Source organism: Rickettsiella endosymbiont of Xylota segnis (assembly GCF_964019545.1).
Taxonomy (GTDB): Bacteria; Pseudomonadota; Gammaproteobacteria; order Diplorickettsiales; family Diplorickettsiaceae; genus Aquirickettsiella.
Window position 1 is genome coordinate 1,501,534 of record NZ_OZ026451.1, and the last position, 21,134, is coordinate 1,522,667.

A 21,134-nucleotide genomic window follows, 5' to 3' on the forward strand; every position below is an offset into this window, starting at 1 on the left:
AGCTGTTTTTTCTGTGCATAGTAAGTTTACTAATCTATTCTTCTGCTTAGGTCAATTTTTCTTGAGACAGATCCATCGGTTTTGTCGTTATTTATTTTATTGGATGAATTAAAAAATAAATTTGAACGATTTAAATACAAAGATTTATCAGGTTTCACGTTTGGCGTATGTTTTAGAAGTAATTGAGAGACTTGAATTTTCGAAAGAATGACTAACGGGAGTAAATCTTTTATCGATGCTCTAATCTCTAAAGCTGAATGACCTAACTTGCCTTTTTTATTGCCAAAATGCTTATCAGGCAACATATTAATTGAAGTATCCAGAGAAGCTAGGCATCGATGCAATTGATTTAAATGATCTTCCATTTTTTTAAAGTGATCAGAATCATTCAAAGATTCGCTATATAAAGGATCAAAAATATTTTTTACTATTTCTAAGAAATTATTGTTAAATAGACTTTCTTCAGTTGTACCCGTTATTTTTTTCCGAGTAGTATTAATAAATAAGGGCTCCCATTCTATGATTTTTTTTACAAATACCTTATTTAAGAGCATTGGATAACTATTAATTTTTTGATTGTTTTTTAATGTTTTTATTATTTTCTTACCGTGTCGTAGGTAATTTAATTTGAATGCGATAAGCTCGCATAATGAGTGGTTCTCGAAGGTCAAGAATCTTTTTACTAAACTCGCATTAAACTTCATATCTGAATTTAGATTCTTGTTAATAAGGTTATTAAATTCAGTTTTATTAATTAGACTAATATTGTCAATAGCTTTTTTAACAATTAAACATTGACTAATTAACGTGCTTTTTAAACATTTATTTGAGTTTAGTTTTGTTAGATCCGATATATTTTGTATTTTATTGAATTTATGATTAGATAGAACATCATTAATAAGAGATATATCTAAATTTTTTTCGATTACTTCAAAATCATAAATTATTTTTTCGTTTCGAAAACATAAGTTTTTGTGCTGAGACAGCAATTGTCGAAGATCAAACATTTCTCTGAATAACGATGCATTTTTTTCTATACATGGTACTTCTTTTTCTAATTTGCCTAAAAGAATATTTAAATGAATAAGCGTTTGAATATAACCCTTTTTTCTTTTTAATTTACAAGTTTCTAAATCGATCAAATCGCCTATTTGATCATTAAATAATGTTAACGCTGCTGATTTGGATGGTAGTACATTACTAATCTTAGAATAATAAAGCTGCATCCTATTTCTCAAACTTCTATATTGATTGCTAAAATTAATGCAAATGCTTTTAGAGTGTTGCTCCTTATCTAAAATATGTTCTAAATGTGTTTTAGAAAAAATTATGGCATGATGGCATTCACTAATGAGCTTAAAAAATGTTTCATCAGAATTTTCTAAAAAGCATTTTTTTTTGTATATTTCCGTTATTAAACTAGCCAGTTGATTTAAAAACGCAGCGGTACTATTTTTTAAGTTCGTATCCGATAGGGACCTTTCGTATAAAAGTGCTTGCATATTTATTAATATTGACCCAAATTTTCCAAAAATTTCTTTATTAAAAGGGATATGATCGTTAATTAATAAATCAGTGAGTGTATTAATCTTATCCCAAAAAATTGAGGTCAGTGATAATGGCATAGAGTAAGAGGATAAATAGTCATCAAAATCTACAAAATTGTTAATTCGCTCTAACTCTGTCTTAATGGTTTTTAGAAGGAAATAATATTGATTGATCTTAAGATAAAGTTTAGGATTTTTTTCTTTATCAAGCGTATCTAGGCTTTTTTCTATATTTAATAATGAATCAGTTATTTCTTCTTTTTTAATTAGGCCAGTCGTATATTCTTTTAATTGGTTCATCACATTGAAATAATCTGAGTTGTTTTCCTGAACCAAGGATGAATTTAATTGACACATTTTTCTCATTAAAGTAGTTAGTTTTGTTTTTAAATAACCAAGTTGTTTTTGCTTGTATAAATCTATATCGACGAGATAAGGTGAGCATAGCGGCTCGCGAGTTTTTTGATTTGCATTGCTTAAATTCAGAGCTATTTTAGATAATATATGTTTGAATGAATCAATAGTTAGGTTTATAGATGAGTAGATAGCTTCATTTATTTCTATTTGAGGCGTATTTTTTTCTAAAATATTATTTATAAATTCTGAAATATTGGTTTTTACCAAATGATCAATTATGAATAGTCTCATTTTTTCTTGTTCATTTTGTTTTACCTTAGAATCTGTTGTTGCCAATAATGTTTCTTTAGATTCTTTCATTAGCTCTAAAGTGAGGATTGAAGATTTGTTTAAGCTTATATATAGTTTTTTTAGTAATTCATTAGTTATTATTTCCGGATTTTGTAATTTTTTTAGAGTTTCTTCTATAAGATCTGTTGTAAGTGGCCTTGCTGAAAGCTCATTTAACCAACGCGTTATGTTTTCTAATTTATCATTGCGCACTGCATGATCTTGGGATAATAAGAACTGTTTTAGCGATTGTTTTATTTGATTTATTTTAGAGAAATCTAATAAAGGATCCATTGAAAGATCCTTTAAGAAAAATTTTGAATTTTTTAGTTCTTCATTTGGCTTTTCATTAGTAACCTGAGTTTCTTCTAGCAATTTATCTTTTAGTCCTAAATTATAAATATTTACTGGAAGATTCGTTAAATAGGAGTTTATTTTTTCTAACTCTTTTAGCTTTTGCCGAATATTTGCAGATTCTAATTGTTTTATGGATTCTTTTATTGGATTCAGAAGATTATTCATACTGTCGGAGTCTGTTGTGTATAAAGCACTAATATCTGCGCTTAAATAATCAATATTTAACAGCAGCGATAAATAAGTGTCGCTATTTATTTTGCCTGTGTAACTTTCCGGATTTTTAGCATTGTTATGAAATGATGGTACTTGGTCAGATTTTTTAGGTGGCGAGTGTCGGCTTTGGCCGGATAAAGTTTTATAAATTGATGAATTTTTCGTTGGGTTCTTCGCTAATATTGAAATTTGATCAAACTTTGTGTTCCCTATATCAGATAATTGCAGACGAAGAGGAAGTAATCGATTTTTATTATTATTTAGACTGTGCCCGCAGTTTATCATCTGATTTTTAGATTTAACATTATTGTTATTATGATCTTGAACTAATGATCTTTTATAAGTTAGTGAATTTTTTGTTGGACTGTTTATGTCTGGATTTTTAGGGGCTAATGCTGTTCCTTGACCTGGTTTCCCCCACCTACTTTTAGTCCAATTTTCTATTTTGATAATTATTCGAGCTTGATCTGCAGTTATATTTTTTGTTCTGTTCCGTATATCGAGCATATTTTTAATTTTTTCAGGACTATATTGAAAGGATGCTAAAGATTTTTTTAATATTGCTTCTTTAAAATCAAGCATTTATGCCACCTATATCTATTTATTAAATAATAGACTAACAACTTAATCTTAAAATTTTATTAAAAACATTGAATCAATATAAATTGATCAAAAAAAGGCAATGCGAGAATGAGATTTATAGCTAAAAAGTTTGCGAGAGGCGTGCATTGATAGGTGAAAAAAATGGAAAACACACTACAAAGACCGTAGGTAAAATCTTTGATTGGAACAAGGTCAGATAGATTGTTTTACCAACCTGCTACTGGCTATCTTCTCGTTCGTATATGAACTTAAGTGAGATAGCAGGAGTTCACGCTATATATGTCTACAGCGATTTTTCAAACAATTTACATTAGATTACGCACTGCTCGCATGATGGATTTTTAATTTATTTTTTCCTGTCGATAAACGAGTCTATATCAACATAGATCGAAGTAATTGGTATTAGGGGAAAAGTAAAATTAATATTTTTTTTTTAGATGTTGGCTATGAAAGATTATCTGTTGCCTTATTTTGGGAAGTTTTACCTAAAGCCGGAAATTCTGATTTTTAATGAACAACGTGTCCTCATTAGCTTACTCCTCAATAACTTCCCTCAGATTAACATAGCCGGAATATTAGCTGATCGTGTAGCTAATGGTCAATTATTTCGTTGGCTGACACAAAAACCTATTTTATTTAAAAAACACGGTAATTCTTTTCATCCTCAGAATAATCTCTTCCGCTATGGCTTTGATTTTATCTCAAGGCTTGAATGTCTTAATTTCAAAACCCCTCCTTGGAAATACTCTTTGAGTTTTTGTACTATGCACAGCTGTTTTTTTTGTCTACAAAATAATTTTTAGCCTCAATCACATCCATAGTAATTTGTTGTTTAAGCGTTTCTAAGCTATCAAATTTTTTTTCATCACGTATTTTTTTCAAAAATTCTACTTCAATAAATCGACCGTAGATATTCTGATCAAAGTCAAATAGATGAACTTCTAATAAATTTTTTAACCCATTTATGGTGGGACGTTTACCACAATTGGCAACTCCTAGTAATGGTGTCGTTAAGCCATATACCTTGACAACGAATACACCTTGTAAAGGTGTTACTTTGCGATGCAACCCAATATTCGCGGTGGGGAAACCAAGTAAACGACCGCGTTGATCACCATAAATAACGCGGCCACTAAGTCTAAACGGGCGTCCTAGTAATAATGCTGCTAATTTAAAATCACCTTGCTTGACAGCATTTCTTACGCGAGAACTACCTACGCGCTCATTATCAAATAATAAGGTTGGCGTAGAAAAAACCTTAAAACCATATTCCTGGCCTAATTTTTGCAAAAAAACAAAATCTCCTTGCCGCCCTCTGCCAAAACGAAAATCATCTCCAATTATTAAGCCTTTAATTCCTAATTTATCGACTAAAATTTTTTTAACAAATTCTTCTGCGGTGCATTCTGTTAAACGTTTATTAAAACGTAAGCAAAGAACTCGATCAATCGCTAAAAATTGTAACAATTTAATTTTTTCTCCGAGTCGCATTAAACGAGCTGGAGCTTTTTCTGCATAAAAAAATTCTTGGGGATGAGGCTCAAAAAGAATCACGCAAGTGGGTAAATTAAGTTGCTTCCCGAGTTTGATTAGAGATTGAATAACACGTTGATGTCCTTGATGTAAACCATCAAAATTACCAATGGTTACGACACAAGTTTTATGCTTCGCTTTTATATTATGAGTATTGCATATTAGTTCTGTCATGAATTAGCTTTTAAATCATGGTAACGCAAACCACTTACCCATAGCATAGCAATATAAATAATAATTGCAGCAATACCCAGAATAAAAATATGTGAGAAACGTTGCTGCCAGCTCCAATTTATCCAAACCGGAGTAGCTGCTGCTGCCTTATACAAAAATAAACACAATGCGCTATTTGCTAATAATAGCCGTAACACAAACTTTAACCAACCGGATTGCCATTGAAAAACCTGACGACTTTGCAAACCCCATAATAATAATCCAGCATTCAACCAAGCAGATAACGAGCTTGCCAAAGCTAAACCGGCATGTTTTAGAGGAAAGATTAATAAAGCATTAAAAATCATATTCGCAATTAGGGCAATAATGCCTATTCTCACAGGTGTTCTTATATTTTGCTGCGCATAAAAAGCTGCTGCCAATACCTTTATCAACATAAAAGCTTGTAAACCTACAGAATATGCAATCACACTGCGTTGAGTCATAAAAACATCATGGATAGTAAATTTTCCATAATGAAAAAGCGTAACAATTAACGGTCCCGATAATATCAACATAGTTAATGAAGCAGGAATACCTATCAATAAATTACAACGCAACCCCCAATTTAAGGTACTGGCAAACAATTCAGGAGATTTCGCTGCATGTTGTCGAGAAAGATGCGGTAAAATTACTGTCATTAAAGCCACACCAAACACACCTAATGGAAAATAAGCCAGCCTATCTGAGTAATAAAGCCAAGTCACACTGCCAGCAACTAAAAAAGAAGCAAAAATTGTATTCAGCAATAAACTAATTTGACCTATAGATGAACCGAATAAAGCCGGCAACATAAGTTTTAATACTTTTTGTACGCCAGGATCGCGCCATTTAAATTTTGGTTTTTGTAATAATTTTAATCGATTCAAAAAAGGTAATTGAAAGCCTAATTGTAGAAATCCAGCTAGCAATACACCCCAAGCCTGGGCTTCAATAGGAACTTTAAAAAACCGCGTCACACCAAAGGCAGTAAAGATTAATGAGATATTTAGTAATGCAGGTGTAAAAGCAGGAACCCAAAATTGTCCATAGCAATTTAAAGTCGCACCGACTAAAGCGGTTAGAGAAATTAACATTAAATAAGGAAACGTTATTCTTAACATCTCTATTGCTAATTGGAAACGATAAGGATCTAAGCCTGGGGCAAATAAACTAACTAAACCCTTACTGCACAGAACACCTAAAATACAAATGCCTAATAAAATCAACCCTAATGTACCGGCTATATGCGACACAAATTGTTGCACTTCTTCTTGTGAACGAGTTTGTTTATATTCAGATAACGTGGGAATAAAAGCCGTAGAGAAAGATCCTTCAGCAAATAACCCGCGCATGAAATTAGGAATCTTAAACGCAATATAAAAAGCATCGACAGCTGCAGTCGCACCAAAAATCCTGGCTGCCACCATATCGCGAACAAATCCTAAAATCCGCGAAACCAAGGTCATGGACGCAACGACTGAAGTTGACTTAAAAAGTGCCTTACTCATCGGTTTTCTAACCACATTTCAACAATTAATTGAGCTGCAATACTATCGATAGATTTTTTTTTTAAAGCCTTATATCCTCCAACAGCAAAAAGGCGTGACCGGGCTTCGACGGTAGTCAATCTTTCATCAACCGGAAAAACTGGTAGCTGAAAACGATTTTTTAATTCTATTAAAAAATCTCTCGCTAAATGCGTTATCGGTTGCTCTGAGCCATCCATATTTAGTGGAATACCAACTACTAATATCTCTGGTGACCAAGTCTGTAATAATTGCTCAATTTCTTTCCATGGAAGCTCACCTTTTTTCACGCTTAAACTAGTCAAAGGTTGCGCTAAGGAAGGTGATGTTTGTCCTACTGCCACACCAATATACTTAGAACCAAAATCAAATCCTATTACAGTTTTAAATTCAGGCATGGCCACCCATATAAGCTAGTTTAGTGACATCAACCCCTAAATAATTCATAGCCTTTAACCATCGTTGTTCGAAAGGAATATCAAACAATATATTAGGACTGGCGGGCAAAGTTAACCAACAATTATTAATAATTTCTTGTTCCATTTGACCGGCTATCCAATTTGCATAACCCAATGAGAAAATAAACTTATCAGGTCCTTGTTGTTTAGCAATCGCTAGTAAAATATCTTTAGAAGTCGTTACGGAAATTTCACTGCTCATTTTTAGGCTTGACTGCCATTCCCCCATAGGTGCATGTATTACAAAACCACGTTCAGGATGAACAGGCCCTCCACATAGGATTGGAAAATCTGCCCCTGCAGTACTTTTAGTTGCTTCTATCTCGCTATTGGTGATGTCTTGTAATATTTCTGAAAGATTAACCCGCAAAGATTGTAAGGGTTGGTTAATTATAATGCCTACTGCTCCTTTTTCAGTATGCTCGCATATATATACAACGGAACGATTGAAATAAGCATCCGTTAAAATGGGCATAGCCACTAAAAAGTAATTTGTAAAATAATTTGTCATCTCTATCATTAAACCCTTCCCGGCTAAAATCTGCTCGTTAATCATAGCATCTGCTTTAATATCCAACCTAGTCTTTAACTTAGAACGATAATTCCTTATGTCTTCAAGATTAGGCTGAAAAACATTTGCTCAACATGATACGATACTAATCGTTATCTCGTTAAGCAAAAAAAAAGCCATAAAAAAGAGGAAGCTATGAACATTAATTTTCGCGTAGGCTATGGTTACGATGTACATGCTTTTGAAATAGGAGACCACATAATCTTAGGGGGTGTCAAAATTCCATATCGAATGAGTCTTAAAGCGCATTCTGATGGTGATGTCGTCATTCACGCTCTAGTTGATGCGCTCTTAGGAGCGTGTGCTTTGGGTGATATAGGCCTACATTTTCCTGACACTGACGAGCGTTGGAAAAATAAGGATAGTCGGCATTTCCTACAAGCAACCGTTCAAATGTTGGATGAAAAAAATTACTCCATCAATAATGCAGATATTACTGTCATCGCAGAAGCACCCAAGCTTAAAGCCTATTTTGCAGCAATGCGTTTTAATTTAGCGCAAGATATGAAAATTGATCTGAACCAGATCAATGTAAAAGCAACTACCACAGAAAAATTAGGTTTTATTGGGCGCCAAGAGGGAGTTGCAGCAACTGCGATCGTTCTTCTTCAAACTAAATAATTTTTATTTTTACTGGTACCGAGAGTGGGACTCGAACCCACACGATGTCACCATCACCGGATTTTGAGTCCGGCGCGTCTACCAATTCCGCCATCCCGGCAATACCCGCCTAAGTATAACAAAGTATTTTTTAGGATCAATCTTAATCATTAGTCTGAAAAATTATGATCTTGCAATCAAAATCTCAATCACTTATTGTTTTCTATCAAATTTTTAGTATATGGCGTTAGGGCGTTGCATAATAACGTTAACTTGATCTTTTAAAAAAAGCTATCAACAATAAGGTCATGAGGAACATGATCTATGAGGTAAATAATGTACAATAATGAAGCGATAATGCCACAAGATGTGTCACACTCATTAACTACTAAAAAACAACTACTCCTCGCTTCTGTTATTTGTATACTTGCTGCCATGTTCTATATGTATGAGTATACTTTGCAAGTATCTCCTGCAGTTATGACTAACGAATTGATGCATGATTTAGGTCTTAATGCAGCAAGCTTAGGTACTGTGGCTGCTTTTTACTACTATTCTTACACGCCCATGCAATTACCCGCCGGTCTACTCTTTGATCGCTTTGGTCCACGGCGTTTAATAACCTTAGCTATTTTAATATGCGCTCTAGGGGCATTTCTGTTTGGTATAACACCAAATGCAGTTATGGCTTCGTTTGGTAGGTTATTAATGGGCATAGGATCTTCTTTTTCGTTTATTGGTGCTTTACTCCTTGTTTCACGTTGGTTCCCTCCTCAATATTTTGCTTTACTTACCGGGCTCGTTCAGTTGATGAGCTCAGTTGGAGCAATCGCTGGGCAAGTTCCTTTAGTATCGGCTATTAATCACTGGGGTTGGCGATCAACTCTTGTCTCTTTAGCTATCGTTGGTTGTTTATTGGCGCTGCTAGTATGGATGGTGGTAAGAGATAGCCCAGAATCTGTTTCAAAAGGGCATAAATTTCAATCCCCACCTAAAAAAAGTGAATTGAAACGGCTACAACAAGTATGTAGCAATAAACAAACTTGGCTAATTGCCTTGTATTCATTTTCTATATGGGCTCCTGTTACTGCATTTGCTGCTTTGTGGGGCATACCTTTTCTTGTAGCCAGTTATAGTCTTACTACAGCAGCTGCTTCAGAAGCGAGCGCAATGATTTGGCTAGGTATCGGCTTAGGTAGTCCCTTAGCGGGTTGGTTCTCAGACAAAATCAATTCGCGATCCAAACCACTCAGTTTTTCTGCTCTATTGGGGATAATTAGTCTCACTATTATTATATATTCCCCTCCTTTACCGTTACCTTGGTTATACTTTATTTTATTTATCTTTGGTTTAGCTGCATCAGGACAATCATTAGCCTTTGGAGTTGTCAAAGACAACAATACTTCTTGTGTAGTCGGCACAGCTATTGGGTTTAATAATATGGCTGTTGTCGCGGGAGGAGCTTTGTTTCAACCCTTAATAGGAGTTTTGCTTTATGTCAATTGGAGGGGCATTATGCATAATGGCACCCCTTTTTATGGTATAGTAGATTATCAGAAAGCGCTTTTTGTATTACCTTTATGTTATATCATTGCATTTTTTGTAAGTCATTTTTTGCTTCGAGAAACTTATTGCAGACCACAATATTCCAATGAAACAGCTAGTGCAATTTAAGTTTTTTATTAGCATTGCTACTGTAATCAAATCTTATGTCTGAAAATAAAAATAACGATTTACCCTCACTTTCTTTACCAAAACAAAAACCTACTTTACTTGCTGCCATTATCTGTATTCTTGCCTCCTGTTTTTATATGTACGAATTTATATTGCAAGTTTCACCTGCAGTAATGACCAATCAATTAATTAATGACTTAGGGCTCAATGCTATTACCTTAGGAACAATGGCGGCTTTTTATTATTATTCTTATACCCCGATGCAACTGCCAGCAGGATTTTTATTTGATCGGTTTGGTCCTCGACGCTTATTAACTATTGCAGTTCTAACCTGTGCTGCAGGTGCTTTTTTATTTGGGTCAACCAACAATATAACCACCGCTTCCATGGGCCGATTTATGATGGGAATGGGTTCCGCTTTTGCGTTCATAGGCACTTTAGTCCTTATATCGCGCTGGTTTCCTTCGCGTTATTTTGCTTTTTTAACAGGTTTAGTCGAATTAATGAGCTGTATAGGGGCAATTGTTGGCGAAACCCCATTAACTATTGCCGTAGGCCATTGGGGGTGGCGACTAACTATCATTTTTATAGGTGTAATAGGTGTTATTTTAGCCTTATTAATTTGGCTGATAGTTAGAGACAGTCCAGAAGTTGTTTTGAAAGGTCACAAATTTCAGTCCACTTCAAAAAAAAGCTTACTAAAAAGTTTTCATCAGGTAGCATCTAATAGTCAAACTTGGGCCATAGCGTTATATTCTTTTATGGTATGGGCACCTATTACTGCTTTTGCTGCATTATGGGGCGTACCTTTTCTAGTTGTAGCATACGGTATTAGCACTAAAGCAGCTTCTACCGCTTGCACTATGATTTGGTTGGCTATCGGAATAGGCTGCCCATTATTAGGCTGGTGGTCAGATAGAGTAAACTTACGTGGGATGCCTTTAAAGTTTGCAGCGAGCTTAGGTCTAGTTGGTTTAATACCAGTTATTTATATTCCACACCTTCCCTTATTTTGGCTTTATATTTGTTTATTCTTATTTGGTCTTGCAGCTTCGGGACAATCACTCGCATTCGGAGTTGTTAAAGATAATAATCACTCTAGTGTAGCAGGAACAGCAATGGGGATTAATAACATGGCCACGGTTGCAGGAGGAGCTTTATTTCAACCAGTGATTGGTATACTTTTACATTTAAACTGGAATGGAACCTATTATAATGGTAGTCCTTTTTATAGCGTCGAAAATTACCGAAAAGCCTTAATCATATTGCCTTTCTGTTACCTGATAGCCTTATTAGTTGGAAAGTTCCTAATACGAGAAACCCATTGCCAACAACAACCCGATGTCTAAGAGTAAAAGTAGTCCGCGCTGGTTAAAACAGCATTTTAACGACCCCTATGTAAAACGGGCACAAAAAGAAGGGTTGCGCTCGCGCTCGGCTTATAAATTGTTAGAGATTCAAGAGAAAACTAAGCTAATTAAGCCAGGTATGACTATCGTTGACCTTGGAGCGGCGCCTGGAGGATGGTCTCAAATTGTCTCTGGAATAGTTGGAATCACAGGAAAAGTTTATGCCTTGGATATTTTGCCAATGGATGCTTTGAGCCATGTGGAATTCCTCCAAGGGGATTTTCGAGAAGAATCTGTTATGCAACATTTCTTACAACGTGTACAATTAAAGCCTATAGACCTTGTAATTTCTGATATGGCCCCCAATTTTAGTGGAATGCGTAGTGTTGACCAACCCAGATCCATTTATTTAGCGGAATTAGCCTTAGATTTTGCTCAGAAAGTACTAAAACCAAAAGGCTGCTTTGTAGTAAAAACTTTTCAAGGAGAAGGATTTGAAGTTTTTTTAAAAAACTTAAGAAGCTTATTTACAAAAGTTACTATTCGAAAACCTTCCGCTTCCAGAGGAAGCTCTGCTGAGGTTTATTTGGTTGCTATGGGGTATCATAAGGGAAAATAAACATTGGATTTATACTCACCCTAATGGGATTTTTAACCAATGCCACGAGGAGCGATTGCAAGGCCAGCGGTTACACAGAAAATTCTAGTACGATAGTACGAAGAATATATTTAGTTATTCCTCTTTTGGTAACGCACTGAAAAAGAGCTTAAAATAATCGAAACACAAAATTTAGTATATAATGCCCTCTTTGTGAGAAATGCGAGGTAGTCTAGCTTGAACGACATGCTGAAAAATCTATTTTTATGGCTCATTATTGCTGTCATACTTATCTCGGTATTTAACAATCTCGAACCTCGCAATAACGGTGGCGAACGCTTAACGTATTCTGAGTTTTTGAAAGACGTTCAACAAGGGAATGTGCAGTCTGTAACGATACAAAGCAACCAAGTTATAAAAGGCCAGTTACAGGGTGAAAAATCTTTCACGAGCTATATGCCTATTCCGGATCAATATTTACTTCCTGAGTTATTGAAAAATAAGGTTAATGTAAAAGGAGAACCACCGCAGCAGGAAAGCTTCTTGATGCGTATTTTTATTAATTGGTTCCCTATGCTATTGCTCATCGGGGTATGGATATTTTTTATGCGCCAAATGGGGGGTGCGGGTGGAAAGGGCGCGTTATCTTTTGGTCGCAGCCGAGCTCGTTTATTAGGTGAAGACCAAGTTAAAGTTACTTTTGCCGATGTGGCTGGCGCTGAAGAAGCGAAAGAAGAAGTCAGTGAATTAGTTGAATTTTTAAAAGACCCCGCTAAATTTCAAAAGTTAGGGGGGAAAATCCCACGCGGCGTTTTATTAATGGGTCCTCCTGGGACTGGTAAAACACTTTTAGCTCGAGCTGTTGCTGGCGAAGCAAAAGTCCCTTTTTTCACGATTTCTGGTTCTGATTTTGTTGAAATGTTTGTAGGTGTAGGTGCATCTCGCGTAAGAGATATGTTTGAGCAAGCCAAAAAACAAGCTCCCTGTATTATTTTTATTGACGAAATCGACGCTGTCGGTCGTCATCGTGGTGCCGGTCTAGGTGGCGGACATGACGAACGCGAACAGACATTGAATCAATTATTGGTTGAAATGGACGGCTTTGAAGGTAATGAAGGTGTTATTGTTATGGCTGCCACTAATCGTCCCGACGTTTTAGATCCAGCCTTATTACGACCTGGCCGATTTGATCGACAAGTTATTGTTGGCCTACCTGATATACGTGGCCGTGAACAAATTCTAAAAGTCCATCTTAGAAAAGTTCCTTACGGAAAAGATGTGAAACCAGTGATTATAGCCAGAGGCACGCCTGGATTCTCGGGAGCAGATCTAGCTAATTTAGTCAATGAAGCTGCTTTATTTGCCGCACGTGAAAATAAATCTACTGTGGATATGGTTGACCTAGAAAAAGCCAAAGATAAAGTCATGATGGGCAGTGAAAGACGTTCCATGGTGATGAATGAGAAAGAAAAAAAACTAACTGCTTACCATGAAGCAGGGCATGCTATTGTAGGACGCTTAGTCCCAGACCATGATCCTGTGTATAAAGTTACTATTATTCCACGTGGTAAAGCGTTAGGCGTTACTATGTTCTTGCCAGAAGAAGATCGTTATAGCTATACCAAACAACGCTTAGAAAGCCAGATTGCCAGTTTATTTGGGGGGCGCATTGCTGAGTATCTCATTTTTGGGCCAGAACAAATCACCACTGGAGCATCAAACGATATACAACGTGCGACTGAAATTGCCCGGAACATGATAACTAAATGGGGCTTATCCGAACGCCTTGGTCCTCTCACTTATAATCAAGAAAATGAAGAAGTATTTTTAGGACACCAAATTACTAAAAACAATAAATTCTCAGATGATACTGCACAATTAATTGATGAAGAAAGCCGTAGTATTATTGATCGTAATTACAAGCTTGCAGAAACGTTATTACAAGATAACATTGAAAAATTACATCTCATGGCAGAAGCCTTGATAAAATATGAAACTATTGATTCAAGTCAAATAAATGACATCATGGAGGGTAAGCCTCCTAGGGAACCCAAAGGTTGGAGCAATGGGAGTAAAAAAGATACACCCTCTTCTTCTGAGGAAAAATCTCCTTCTCAAAAAGACTCGACAATAACTGACGATCCGGCAGTAGATAGTCTGTAATTGATCGAATTATTCTTGGATTCATCATGATTAAAACCCGCAAATATTTTGGGACAGATGGTATTCGCGGAAAGGTAGGTGAAAATCCTATTACACCAGAATTTGTACTAAAACTAGGTTGGGCTGTAGGAAAGGTTTTAGCTAATGGTCGAAATAAAGTTTTGATTGGCAAGGATACACGTATATCTGGTTACATGCTTGAATCAGCTCTAGAAGCTGGTTTATCTGCAGCAGGAGTCGATGTACATCTTCTAGGCCCTATCCCAACTCCTGCTATTGCTTTTTTGACTACTGATTTAGATGCACAAGCAGGTATAGTAATCAGCGCTTCTCACAATCCTTATTATGATAATGGAATTAAATTCTTTTCTCATGATGGAAGTAAATTAGCTGATAACATTGAGCTACAAATCGAAAATCACCTTAATCAAACTATCCATACAGTTGATTCTGCCAAATTAGGCAAAGCAATTCGAGTAGAAGATGCTAAAGCACGCTATGTTAATTTTTGCAAATCAACAGTTCCAAAATCATTTCAATTAAACGGTTTAAAAATCATTCTCGATTGTGCTAATGGAGCCACTTATCATATTGCACCGGCATTATTTTCTGAATTAGGTGCGGATTTAACATTACTAGGTACAAAACCAAATGGTTTAAACATTAATAAAGACTGTGGCTCTACCCATTTAGATTTTTTACAAAAAAAGGTTTTATCCGAGAAAGCAGACTTGGGTATTGCATTTGACGGGGATGGTGATCGAGTATTAATGGTAGATAATTTGGGTGAAATTGTTGATGGGGATGAGTTACTATTTCTATTAACCCAACATGGTGTTAAAAAAGGTCACATTAAAGGTGGTATTGTAGGTACCGCTATGAGTAATCTCGGTTTAGAATTAGCTATAAAAGAATTAGGCCTCGATTTTATTCGTACCTCAGTAGGCGATAGATATGTTAATGAAGCATTACAAAGCAAAAATTGGCAATTAGGTGGAGAATCGTCTGGGCATATTATTTCTCGTCGCTTAACTAAAACTGGAGATGGAATCATTATCGCACTGCAAGTGTTAGAGGCTATTCAATCATCGGGTCTATCATTGCATACTGCCAAAAAAGCAATGAAAAAATTTCCTCAAATATTAATTAACATCCCAGCAGAAAATCCTTTAGCGATGATGAACGACGCAAATATAAAAAAAGCGGTGAAAGAAGCAGAATTTTTATTAAAAGATCGCGGCCGTATATTATTACGACCTTCAGGAACAGAATCTGTAATTCGTGTCATGGTCGAAGGAAGCGAATTGTCCGAAGTACAAACTATTGCGAATAAATTAGCTGAAATTGTTAAAGTTTCTACAAATAATCTCTGAGGATTAACTTTTTTATTCAACAGTCACCGATTTTGCTAAATTGCGTGGCTGATCGACATCAGTGCCTTTTAAAATCGCTACATGATAAGCTAAAAGTTGCAATGGAATTGCAAAAATTAGCGGACTAATCATGTCGCTCGCCTTAGGTAATAAAATACTCTTACTATCAGTCTCATTTATATCCAACTCTTCTTGTACAAACAAAATAAGTTGGCCATTACGCGCGCGTACTTCCTGAATATTTGACTTAAGTTTTTCTAGCAAGGCATTGGATGGCACTAAAACAACGACTGGCATATTACTATCGACCAAAGCAAGTGGTCCATGCTTTAACTCTCCGGCCGGATAAGCTTCAGCTTGAATATAAGAAATCTCCTTCAGTTTGAGAGCCCCTTCTAATGCTACAGGGAAATGAATTCCTCGAGCAATAAATAAGGCATGTTCTTTATCCACAAATATTTTAGCTAATTTCTTAATAGCTGGATCTAATTTTAATGTTTGTTCTAAAAGTTTAGGTAAGCTTCTTAATTCCGATAGACAGTTTTCTTCCTGATCCCTGTCCCAGCCATGAGACAAGCCTAAAAAAGAGGTTAATAATAATAAAATGGTTAATTGAGTCGTAAACGCTTTAGTCGATGCCACACCAATTTCAGGACCCGCTCGGGTTAGCAATACAAAATCAGACTCGCGAACCATAGTACAACCAGGAACATTGCAAATCGTTAATGTGGCTGCATAATCTTCAGTTTTTGCTTGTCTTAATGCTTCTAATGTATCTGCGGTTTCTCCCGATTGAGATAAAGCAATAAACAATGTATCTGGCTGAATAATATGTGGGCGATATCGAAATTCACTGGCAATATCTACCTGGCAAGAAATGCCCACCCACCGCTCTAACCAGTGAGCTGCAATCAAACCTGCATGATAGCTCGTACCACAAGCGACTATTTGCACATATTTAATATTGGCAAAACGTGATATGGAATTAGAGCCAAAAACTTCATTCCAGACCTCTGGCTGATTCACAATACGACCTTCAAGAGCCGCATTAACCGCATTCGGCTGTTCAAAGATCTCCTTTTCCATAAAATGGCGGTATTTTCCTTTACTCACCACATCTTTAGGCAAATCGATTGAATGCTTAGGACGATGAACTTTCTTACCATGACTGTCATAGAGACTAACTTTTTCAGATGTGATTTCAGCAATATCACCTTCATGTAAATAAATAAATTGTTGCGTTACCGGAAGTAAAGCTAAATGATCTGAAGCAATAAAATTTTCGCTATGACCTAGCCCTACCATTAAAGGACTACCTTTACGCACGGCTATTAAAGATTGAGGTTCGTTCTGATAGAGAAAAACGACGGCAAAAGCACCTTCTAAACGAGCTACTGTCTTCTGAACCGCGATTAAAAAATTATTGTTTTTTTTAAGCTCTTGATTCAGTAAATGGGCCATGATTTCGGTATCGGTCTCAGATTCAAAGGAATAGCCCGCCTTTATCAGTTCTTGCCTTAAAGGTAAATAATTTTCAATAATGCCATTATGAACTAATGCGATATGGGAACCTGAAATATGGGGATGAGCATTAGATTCACTTGGTTTTCCATGAGTCGCCCAGCGCGTGTGCGCAATACCAATATTACCTGATAAAAATTCGGGTATTATTGCTTTCTCTAAAGCTTCAACTTTACCCACAGTCCGCCGACGTATTAAGTGTTGCTTAGAATCCAATATGGCGATTCCAGCCGAATCATAACCACGATATTCTAGCCTTTTCAAACCTTCAATAAGAATAGGAACAATATTACGTTGCGCTATTCCCGCTACAATTCCACACATATTTATACCTTCACAACTTCTTAAACCTTCGCTTGTTAATCAACAAGGAAATTTATATCGTATTGATTCAATCATTATAAAAAGGTTTATTATGGATTAACTAAATATTTCTACTAATTCTTATCTTAAAATAGCTTAGATGTTTTAATAGATTAACAAGAATTTTAAATAATGGATATCAGCAAATTACTAAAACAAATAAATAAAGGAATCACTCACTGTTTATTTCCTTATCATTGCATTTTATGCCATGATAAAGCCAATAGAGACTTTGATTTATGTATTGAGTGTGAAGAACTTTTACCTTGGTTAAAAAATATCTGTATTTATTGCGCTGCACCTTTAATTTTGTCAACACAATCAGTTTGCGGTATTTGTTTAAAAAAGCCATCTCCTTTTCATAAATTATGTGTTTTTTTTTCTTATTCAGAAACAATAAAAAAATTGATTACTGGTCTTAAGTTTCAGCAACGATTAATTTATGCACATATTTTGGGAACTTTAGTAGCTGAAAAAATCTGCTCACAATACCAGAGCCAGGAACTGCCAGATTTAATTATTCCAGTGCCTTTGCATAAAAAAAGGCTGTATGAGCGTGGCTTTAATCAAGCGATAGAGTTAGCTCGTCCCATTTCGAAAAAATTAAACATACATATTGATTATAAACGATGTAAGAGAGTAATAAACACCGCGGCTCAAAGTATACTGCCTGCAAACCAACGCTCAAGTAATATGAAAAATGCGTTTGTCGCACACCAGAGTCTTGCTAACCAGCATGTAGCGCTACTCGATGACGTAATGACCACTGGTCATACGCTCATCGAGATGAGTCACGCTTTATACGATGTGGGTGTCAAAAGAATAGATGTATGGTGTTGTGCCCGCACTTACTTAAACGGGAATTAAGCCCTACTTCTATTATACTAAAGTATTAAATCTCTTAATACTGCTCTTCACGTTGCTCACGACCACGATGATAACCACCACCATTGCCGCCGCCAGAACCGCCCATGCCACCGCGTCCGCCACCGCCACCGGTACGTCGTCCGCCGCCGCTAGCACCGCCACCGGTACGTCGTCCGCCGCCAGTACCACCTGAGCTAGAATCCGGTGGATTAGCTTCGGAAACAGTAATGGTACGTCTTTCGTGGATACTGCCATGTAAAGCTTCTATAGCTTCTTTCGCTTCTTCAGGTGTAGACATTTCAACAAAACCAAAGCCCTTACTACGGCCACTATGGAAGTCTCGGATAACTTTAACAAAATTTACTGTCCCAAAAGGGGTAAAAAGCTCTCTTAGTCCATCGTCATCGACGCTATAGCTTAAACCACCCACATACAATCTTTTATTCACGCAAAACCTCCAAAAGGCTAAAAAAGGCCACTTCCAAGATATTAATCGTTTCCACGCTTATTAATCTGGCTATGGCAGAGATAAACTAAACGCAATCATAGTAACACAGGACAATCCTCTAGGGTATATAGGAGGGTAAACTTGGTGTTAAAAACACTATTCTAAAAAACTACGTAACATCCAGGCATTTTTCTCGTGAACTTCCATCCGGTCAGAAAGTAAGTCCACTGATACTTGATCATCAGCTTCTTCAGTCTCTGGCAATAATTCACGGGCTAAACGAACCATGACTTCCTGATCATGCACTAGCTGACTAATCATGTCTTTGGCTTTAATTGTGCGCGTTCCAACAACTTCTTTAATTTTGCTTAATTTTGCAAAATCAGCATAACTAGCTGGCACAGGAAATCCCAAAGCTCGCACACGTTCAGCGATAGTATCGCCTGCATTCCAGAGATCAATATATTGCGCTTCAAATACACTATGCAGAGGTTGAAACATAGGCCCTACAACATTCCAATGAAAATTATGCGTCTTCAAATACAACACATAATTATTTGCTAATAATTTAATCAATCCTTCAGCCACTTTTTTCCGTTTAGCTTCAGTCAATCCGCCATTCAATACTTCTTTCATGAAACCTCCAAAATTAAAGTTTATATTTTAGATTGTTATTTCCAAATCAAGTATATCCATATGATTTTATGAGATGTCTAGAAAAAAGCTTATAGAACCTATTCCGCCTCGTCAACATTATCTTCTTCATCCTCATCCGTTATTAAATTATCGTTCTCACGAATTAAATAATTCCTACGTTGTAAATAAGCATTACGTTGGAATATATAGGGATCAAAAGAAGCTTGCTTAATCGCTTGATCGAAATCCAACAATTGCGCCCTAGCATTAATGAAACTCCCCCATGTTAAACCATTTCGCCAAGCTACATCATTAATATAAGGATAAACGGAAAAAACTCCATAGTTTATAGGCCAAGAAACAGCATCTCGCACGGTACGTGGACCTAAAATAGGAACTATTAGATAAGCTGAAGAGGTATAACCCCATTTGGCTAAGGTTAAACCAAAGTCCTGATGATGCACAGGTAAATCAATTCTGCTGGCAACATCAATAAAACCCGCAACCCCTACAGTACTATTTATCAATAAACGCCATGTATCCGAAGTCGCATCATAAAATTCCCCTTGTAGTAAATCATTAATAATTGTAGGGACTTGCTCTAAGTTACTAAAAAAGTTATTAATACCTTTAGTAATTGGCCAAGGCAAAATGGTTTTATACACAGTAGCAACGGGTTTAAAAAAAATTTTATCTAAAGTCTGATTCAGTTTAAAGGCATGTCGATTATAATTTTCAAAAGGATCATTATTTAAATCACTATCTGAATCAACAGCCAAAACAGGTGATGCCGTTAATAACAATAGGCAAAATCCTAATAATCTGTTATGCATTCATTTGCCTCATTTTAATTTATAATTCTAATTAGAACTATCACTTAAATATTTCTCAGCGTCCAGTGCTGCCATGCAACCAGTCCCTGCGGAAGTAATGGCTTGACGGTAAACAGAATCAATAACATCACCGGAGGCAAAGACGCCCTTTACACTAGTCGCTGTCGCAAAGCCCTTACTTCCTCCTTGCACTAAAATATAGTTATTTTCCATATCTAATTGATTTTTGAATATCTCTGTATTAGGTGTATGACCTATAGCTATAAAAACCCCATGCACTTCTAATTGATTGGTTGTATTTGTTTTAGTGTTTTTAAGTTTTAGTCCATTGACCCCTTTCTCATCTCCTAAAATACTTTCCACTTCAGTTTCTAATATTAAAGAAATCTTTCCTGTTTTCACTTTTGCCATTAATTTATCCACCAAAATTTTTTCTGGACGAAAAAGTGCACTTCCTCTGTAAATGAGAAAAATATGGCCGGCAATATTAGCCAAATATAAAGCTTCTTCAACAGCAGTATTACCACCACCGACAACTGCAACTTTTTGATCCTTATAAAAAAGTCCATCACAAGTAGCACAAGCTGAAACACCTTTTCCCATAAACTCTTTTTCTGAAGGCAGACCCAAATACTTCGCTGATGCACCAGTTGCAACGATTAAAGCATCACATTCATAAATGGTGTCGTCTCCCTTTAAAGTGAAAGGTCTTCGGGATAAATCAATTTTATTTATATGGTCAAAAATAACTTTGCTATTAAATCGCTCAACATGTCTATTCATACGTTCCATTAAAACTGGTCCTTGTAAACCCTCTACATCACCTGGCCAATTATCAACGTCTGTAGTGGTCATCAATTGACCGCCTTTTTGCAAGCCCGTAATAATCACTGGATCAAGGTTAGCTCTCGCTGCATAAAGCGCTGCTGTATATCCTGCAGGACCAGAACCTAAAATAATTAGTCGATGATTTTGAACTTGATTCATAAAAACCACTTAAAGGTAAAAACCCAGATAAT

At 36.1% G+C, this 21,134-nt stretch carries 18 protein-coding genes and 1 tRNA gene; 8 read left to right on the top strand and 11 right to left on the bottom strand.

All coding sequences use genetic code 11. The features are described 5' to 3' along the window. Positions 1–29: 29 nt before the first annotated feature. The gene (locus AACL18_RS06770) at positions 30–3,386 is read right to left on the bottom strand and encodes a hypothetical protein (RefSeq protein WP_339050169.1); all 3,357 of its coding nucleotides are present in this window, start codon (positions 3,384–3,386) and stop codon (positions 30–32) included. Between the two features lie 467 nt (positions 3,387–3,853). Here AACL18_RS06770 and AACL18_RS06775 point away from each other — a divergent pair, with 467 nt between their 5' ends. Continuing rightward, positions 3,854–4,210 carry a hypothetical protein gene (locus AACL18_RS06775; protein ID WP_339050171.1) on the top strand — a complete coding sequence of 119 codons (357 nt, stop codon included), beginning with the start codon at positions 3,854–3,856 and terminating at the stop codon, positions 4,208–4,210. Here AACL18_RS06775 and ribF read toward each other — a convergent pair. Genes ribF through AACL18_RS06795 form a run of 4 tightly spaced genes read right to left on the bottom strand, consistent with a single transcriptional unit; the run spans position 4,170 to position 7,675 of the window. Beyond that, positions 4,170–5,114: a bifunctional riboflavin kinase/FAD synthetase gene (ribF, locus tag AACL18_RS06780; RefSeq protein WP_339050173.1), complete on the bottom strand. Its 945-nt coding sequence runs from the start codon at positions 5,112–5,114 to the stop codon at positions 4,170–4,172. The genes AACL18_RS06775 and ribF overlap by 41 nt on opposite strands. Next, complete coding sequence (murJ, locus tag AACL18_RS06785; protein ID WP_339050174.1) at positions 5,111–6,643, bottom strand: murein biosynthesis integral membrane protein MurJ; 1,533 nt, start codon at positions 6,641–6,643, stop codon at positions 5,111–5,113. Before murJ ends, ribF begins: the two co-directional genes overlap by 4 nt. After that, on the bottom strand, positions 6,640–7,059 hold the full coding sequence (gene ruvX, locus AACL18_RS06790) for a Holliday junction resolvase RuvX (RefSeq protein WP_339050175.1): 420 nt from the start codon (positions 7,057–7,059) through the stop codon (positions 6,640–6,642). The genes murJ and ruvX overlap by 4 nt, the downstream gene beginning before the upstream one ends. Next, positions 7,052–7,675 carry a YqgE/AlgH family protein gene (locus AACL18_RS06795; RefSeq protein WP_339050177.1) on the bottom strand — a complete coding sequence of 208 codons (624 nt, stop codon included), beginning with the start codon at positions 7,673–7,675 and terminating at the stop codon, positions 7,052–7,054. Before AACL18_RS06795 ends, ruvX begins: the two co-directional genes overlap by 8 nt. Positions 7,676–7,825: 150 nt before the next feature. Here AACL18_RS06795 and ispF point away from each other — a divergent pair, with 150 nt between their 5' ends. Beyond that, the gene (ispF, locus tag AACL18_RS06800; protein ID WP_339050178.1) at positions 7,826–8,311 is read left to right on the top strand and encodes a 2-C-methyl-D-erythritol 2,4-cyclodiphosphate synthase; all 486 of its coding nucleotides are present in this window, start codon (positions 7,826–7,828) and stop codon (positions 8,309–8,311) included. Between the two features lie 13 nt (positions 8,312–8,324). Here ispF and AACL18_RS06805 read toward each other — a convergent pair. After that, a tRNA-Leu gene (locus AACL18_RS06805) sits at positions 8,325–8,411 on the bottom strand. A gap of 215 nt (positions 8,412–8,626) precedes the next feature. Here AACL18_RS06805 and AACL18_RS06810 point away from each other — a divergent pair. The 5 genes from AACL18_RS06810 to glmM all read left to right on the top strand — a co-directional run bounded on the left by AACL18_RS06810 (position 8,627) and on the right by glmM (position 15,447). Next, positions 8,627–9,964 (top strand): MFS transporter, encoded by a 1,338-nt coding sequence (locus AACL18_RS06810; RefSeq protein ID WP_339050179.1) that lies wholly within the window; start codon positions 8,627–8,629, stop codon positions 9,962–9,964. Positions 9,965–9,999: 35 nt separating this feature from the next. Then, entirely contained in the window at positions 10,000–11,313 is a 1,314-nt protein-coding gene (locus tag AACL18_RS06815) for an MFS transporter (protein ID WP_339050180.1), read from the top strand. Further along, positions 11,306–11,932, top strand: a complete 627-nt coding sequence (rlmE, locus tag AACL18_RS06820) for a 23S rRNA (uridine(2552)-2'-O)-methyltransferase RlmE (protein ID WP_339050181.1) — start codon at positions 11,306–11,308, stop codon at positions 11,930–11,932. Before AACL18_RS06815 ends, rlmE begins: the two co-directional genes overlap by 8 nt. Positions 11,933–12,157: 225 nt before the next feature. Next, positions 12,158–14,074, top strand: coding sequence for an ATP-dependent zinc metalloprotease FtsH (ftsH, locus tag AACL18_RS06825; protein WP_422395883.1), 1,917 nt, complete (start codon positions 12,158–12,160; stop codon positions 14,072–14,074). A gap of 26 nt (positions 14,075–14,100) precedes the next feature. Further along, positions 14,101–15,447, top strand: a complete 1,347-nt coding sequence (glmM, locus tag AACL18_RS06830) for a phosphoglucosamine mutase (protein ID WP_339050184.1) — start codon at positions 14,101–14,103, stop codon at positions 15,445–15,447. 12 nt (positions 15,448–15,459) lie between these two features. Here glmM and glmS read toward each other — a convergent pair whose 3' ends face one another. Then, on the bottom strand, positions 15,460–17,292 hold the full coding sequence (gene glmS / locus AACL18_RS06835) for a glutamine--fructose-6-phosphate transaminase (isomerizing) (protein WP_339050185.1): 1,833 nt from the start codon (positions 17,290–17,292) through the stop codon (positions 15,460–15,462). A 171-nt stretch (positions 17,293–17,463) separates the two neighbouring features. On the opposite strand from glmS, the gene AACL18_RS06840 reads away from it, so the two are divergent. Further along, a complete protein-coding gene (locus AACL18_RS06840) occupies positions 17,464–18,198 on the top strand; it encodes a ComF family protein (protein ID WP_339050186.1) in 735 nt (244 codons plus the stop codon). Positions 18,199–18,232: 34 nt separating this feature from the next. On the opposite strand, the gene AACL18_RS06845 is transcribed toward AACL18_RS06840, so the two are convergent. From AACL18_RS06845 to trxB, 4 genes are all read right to left on the bottom strand, one after another. Further along, positions 18,233–18,646 carry an RNA-binding protein gene (locus AACL18_RS06845; protein WP_339050188.1) on the bottom strand — a complete coding sequence of 138 codons (414 nt, stop codon included), beginning with the start codon at positions 18,644–18,646 and terminating at the stop codon, positions 18,233–18,235. Between the two features lie 156 nt (positions 18,647–18,802). Continuing rightward, positions 18,803–19,282, bottom strand: coding sequence for a Dps family protein (locus AACL18_RS06850; RefSeq protein WP_339050189.1), 480 nt, complete (start codon positions 19,280–19,282; stop codon positions 18,803–18,805). Between the two features lie 98 nt (positions 19,283–19,380). After that, positions 19,381–20,115, bottom strand: a complete 735-nt coding sequence (locus AACL18_RS06855) for a VacJ family lipoprotein (RefSeq protein WP_339050190.1) — start codon at positions 20,113–20,115, stop codon at positions 19,381–19,383. 27 nt (positions 20,116–20,142) lie between these two features. Then, positions 20,143–21,102: a thioredoxin-disulfide reductase gene (gene trxB / locus AACL18_RS06860; RefSeq protein ID WP_339050191.1), complete on the bottom strand. Its 960-nt coding sequence runs from the start codon at positions 21,100–21,102 to the stop codon at positions 20,143–20,145. Positions 21,103–21,134: the final 32 nt, after the last annotated feature.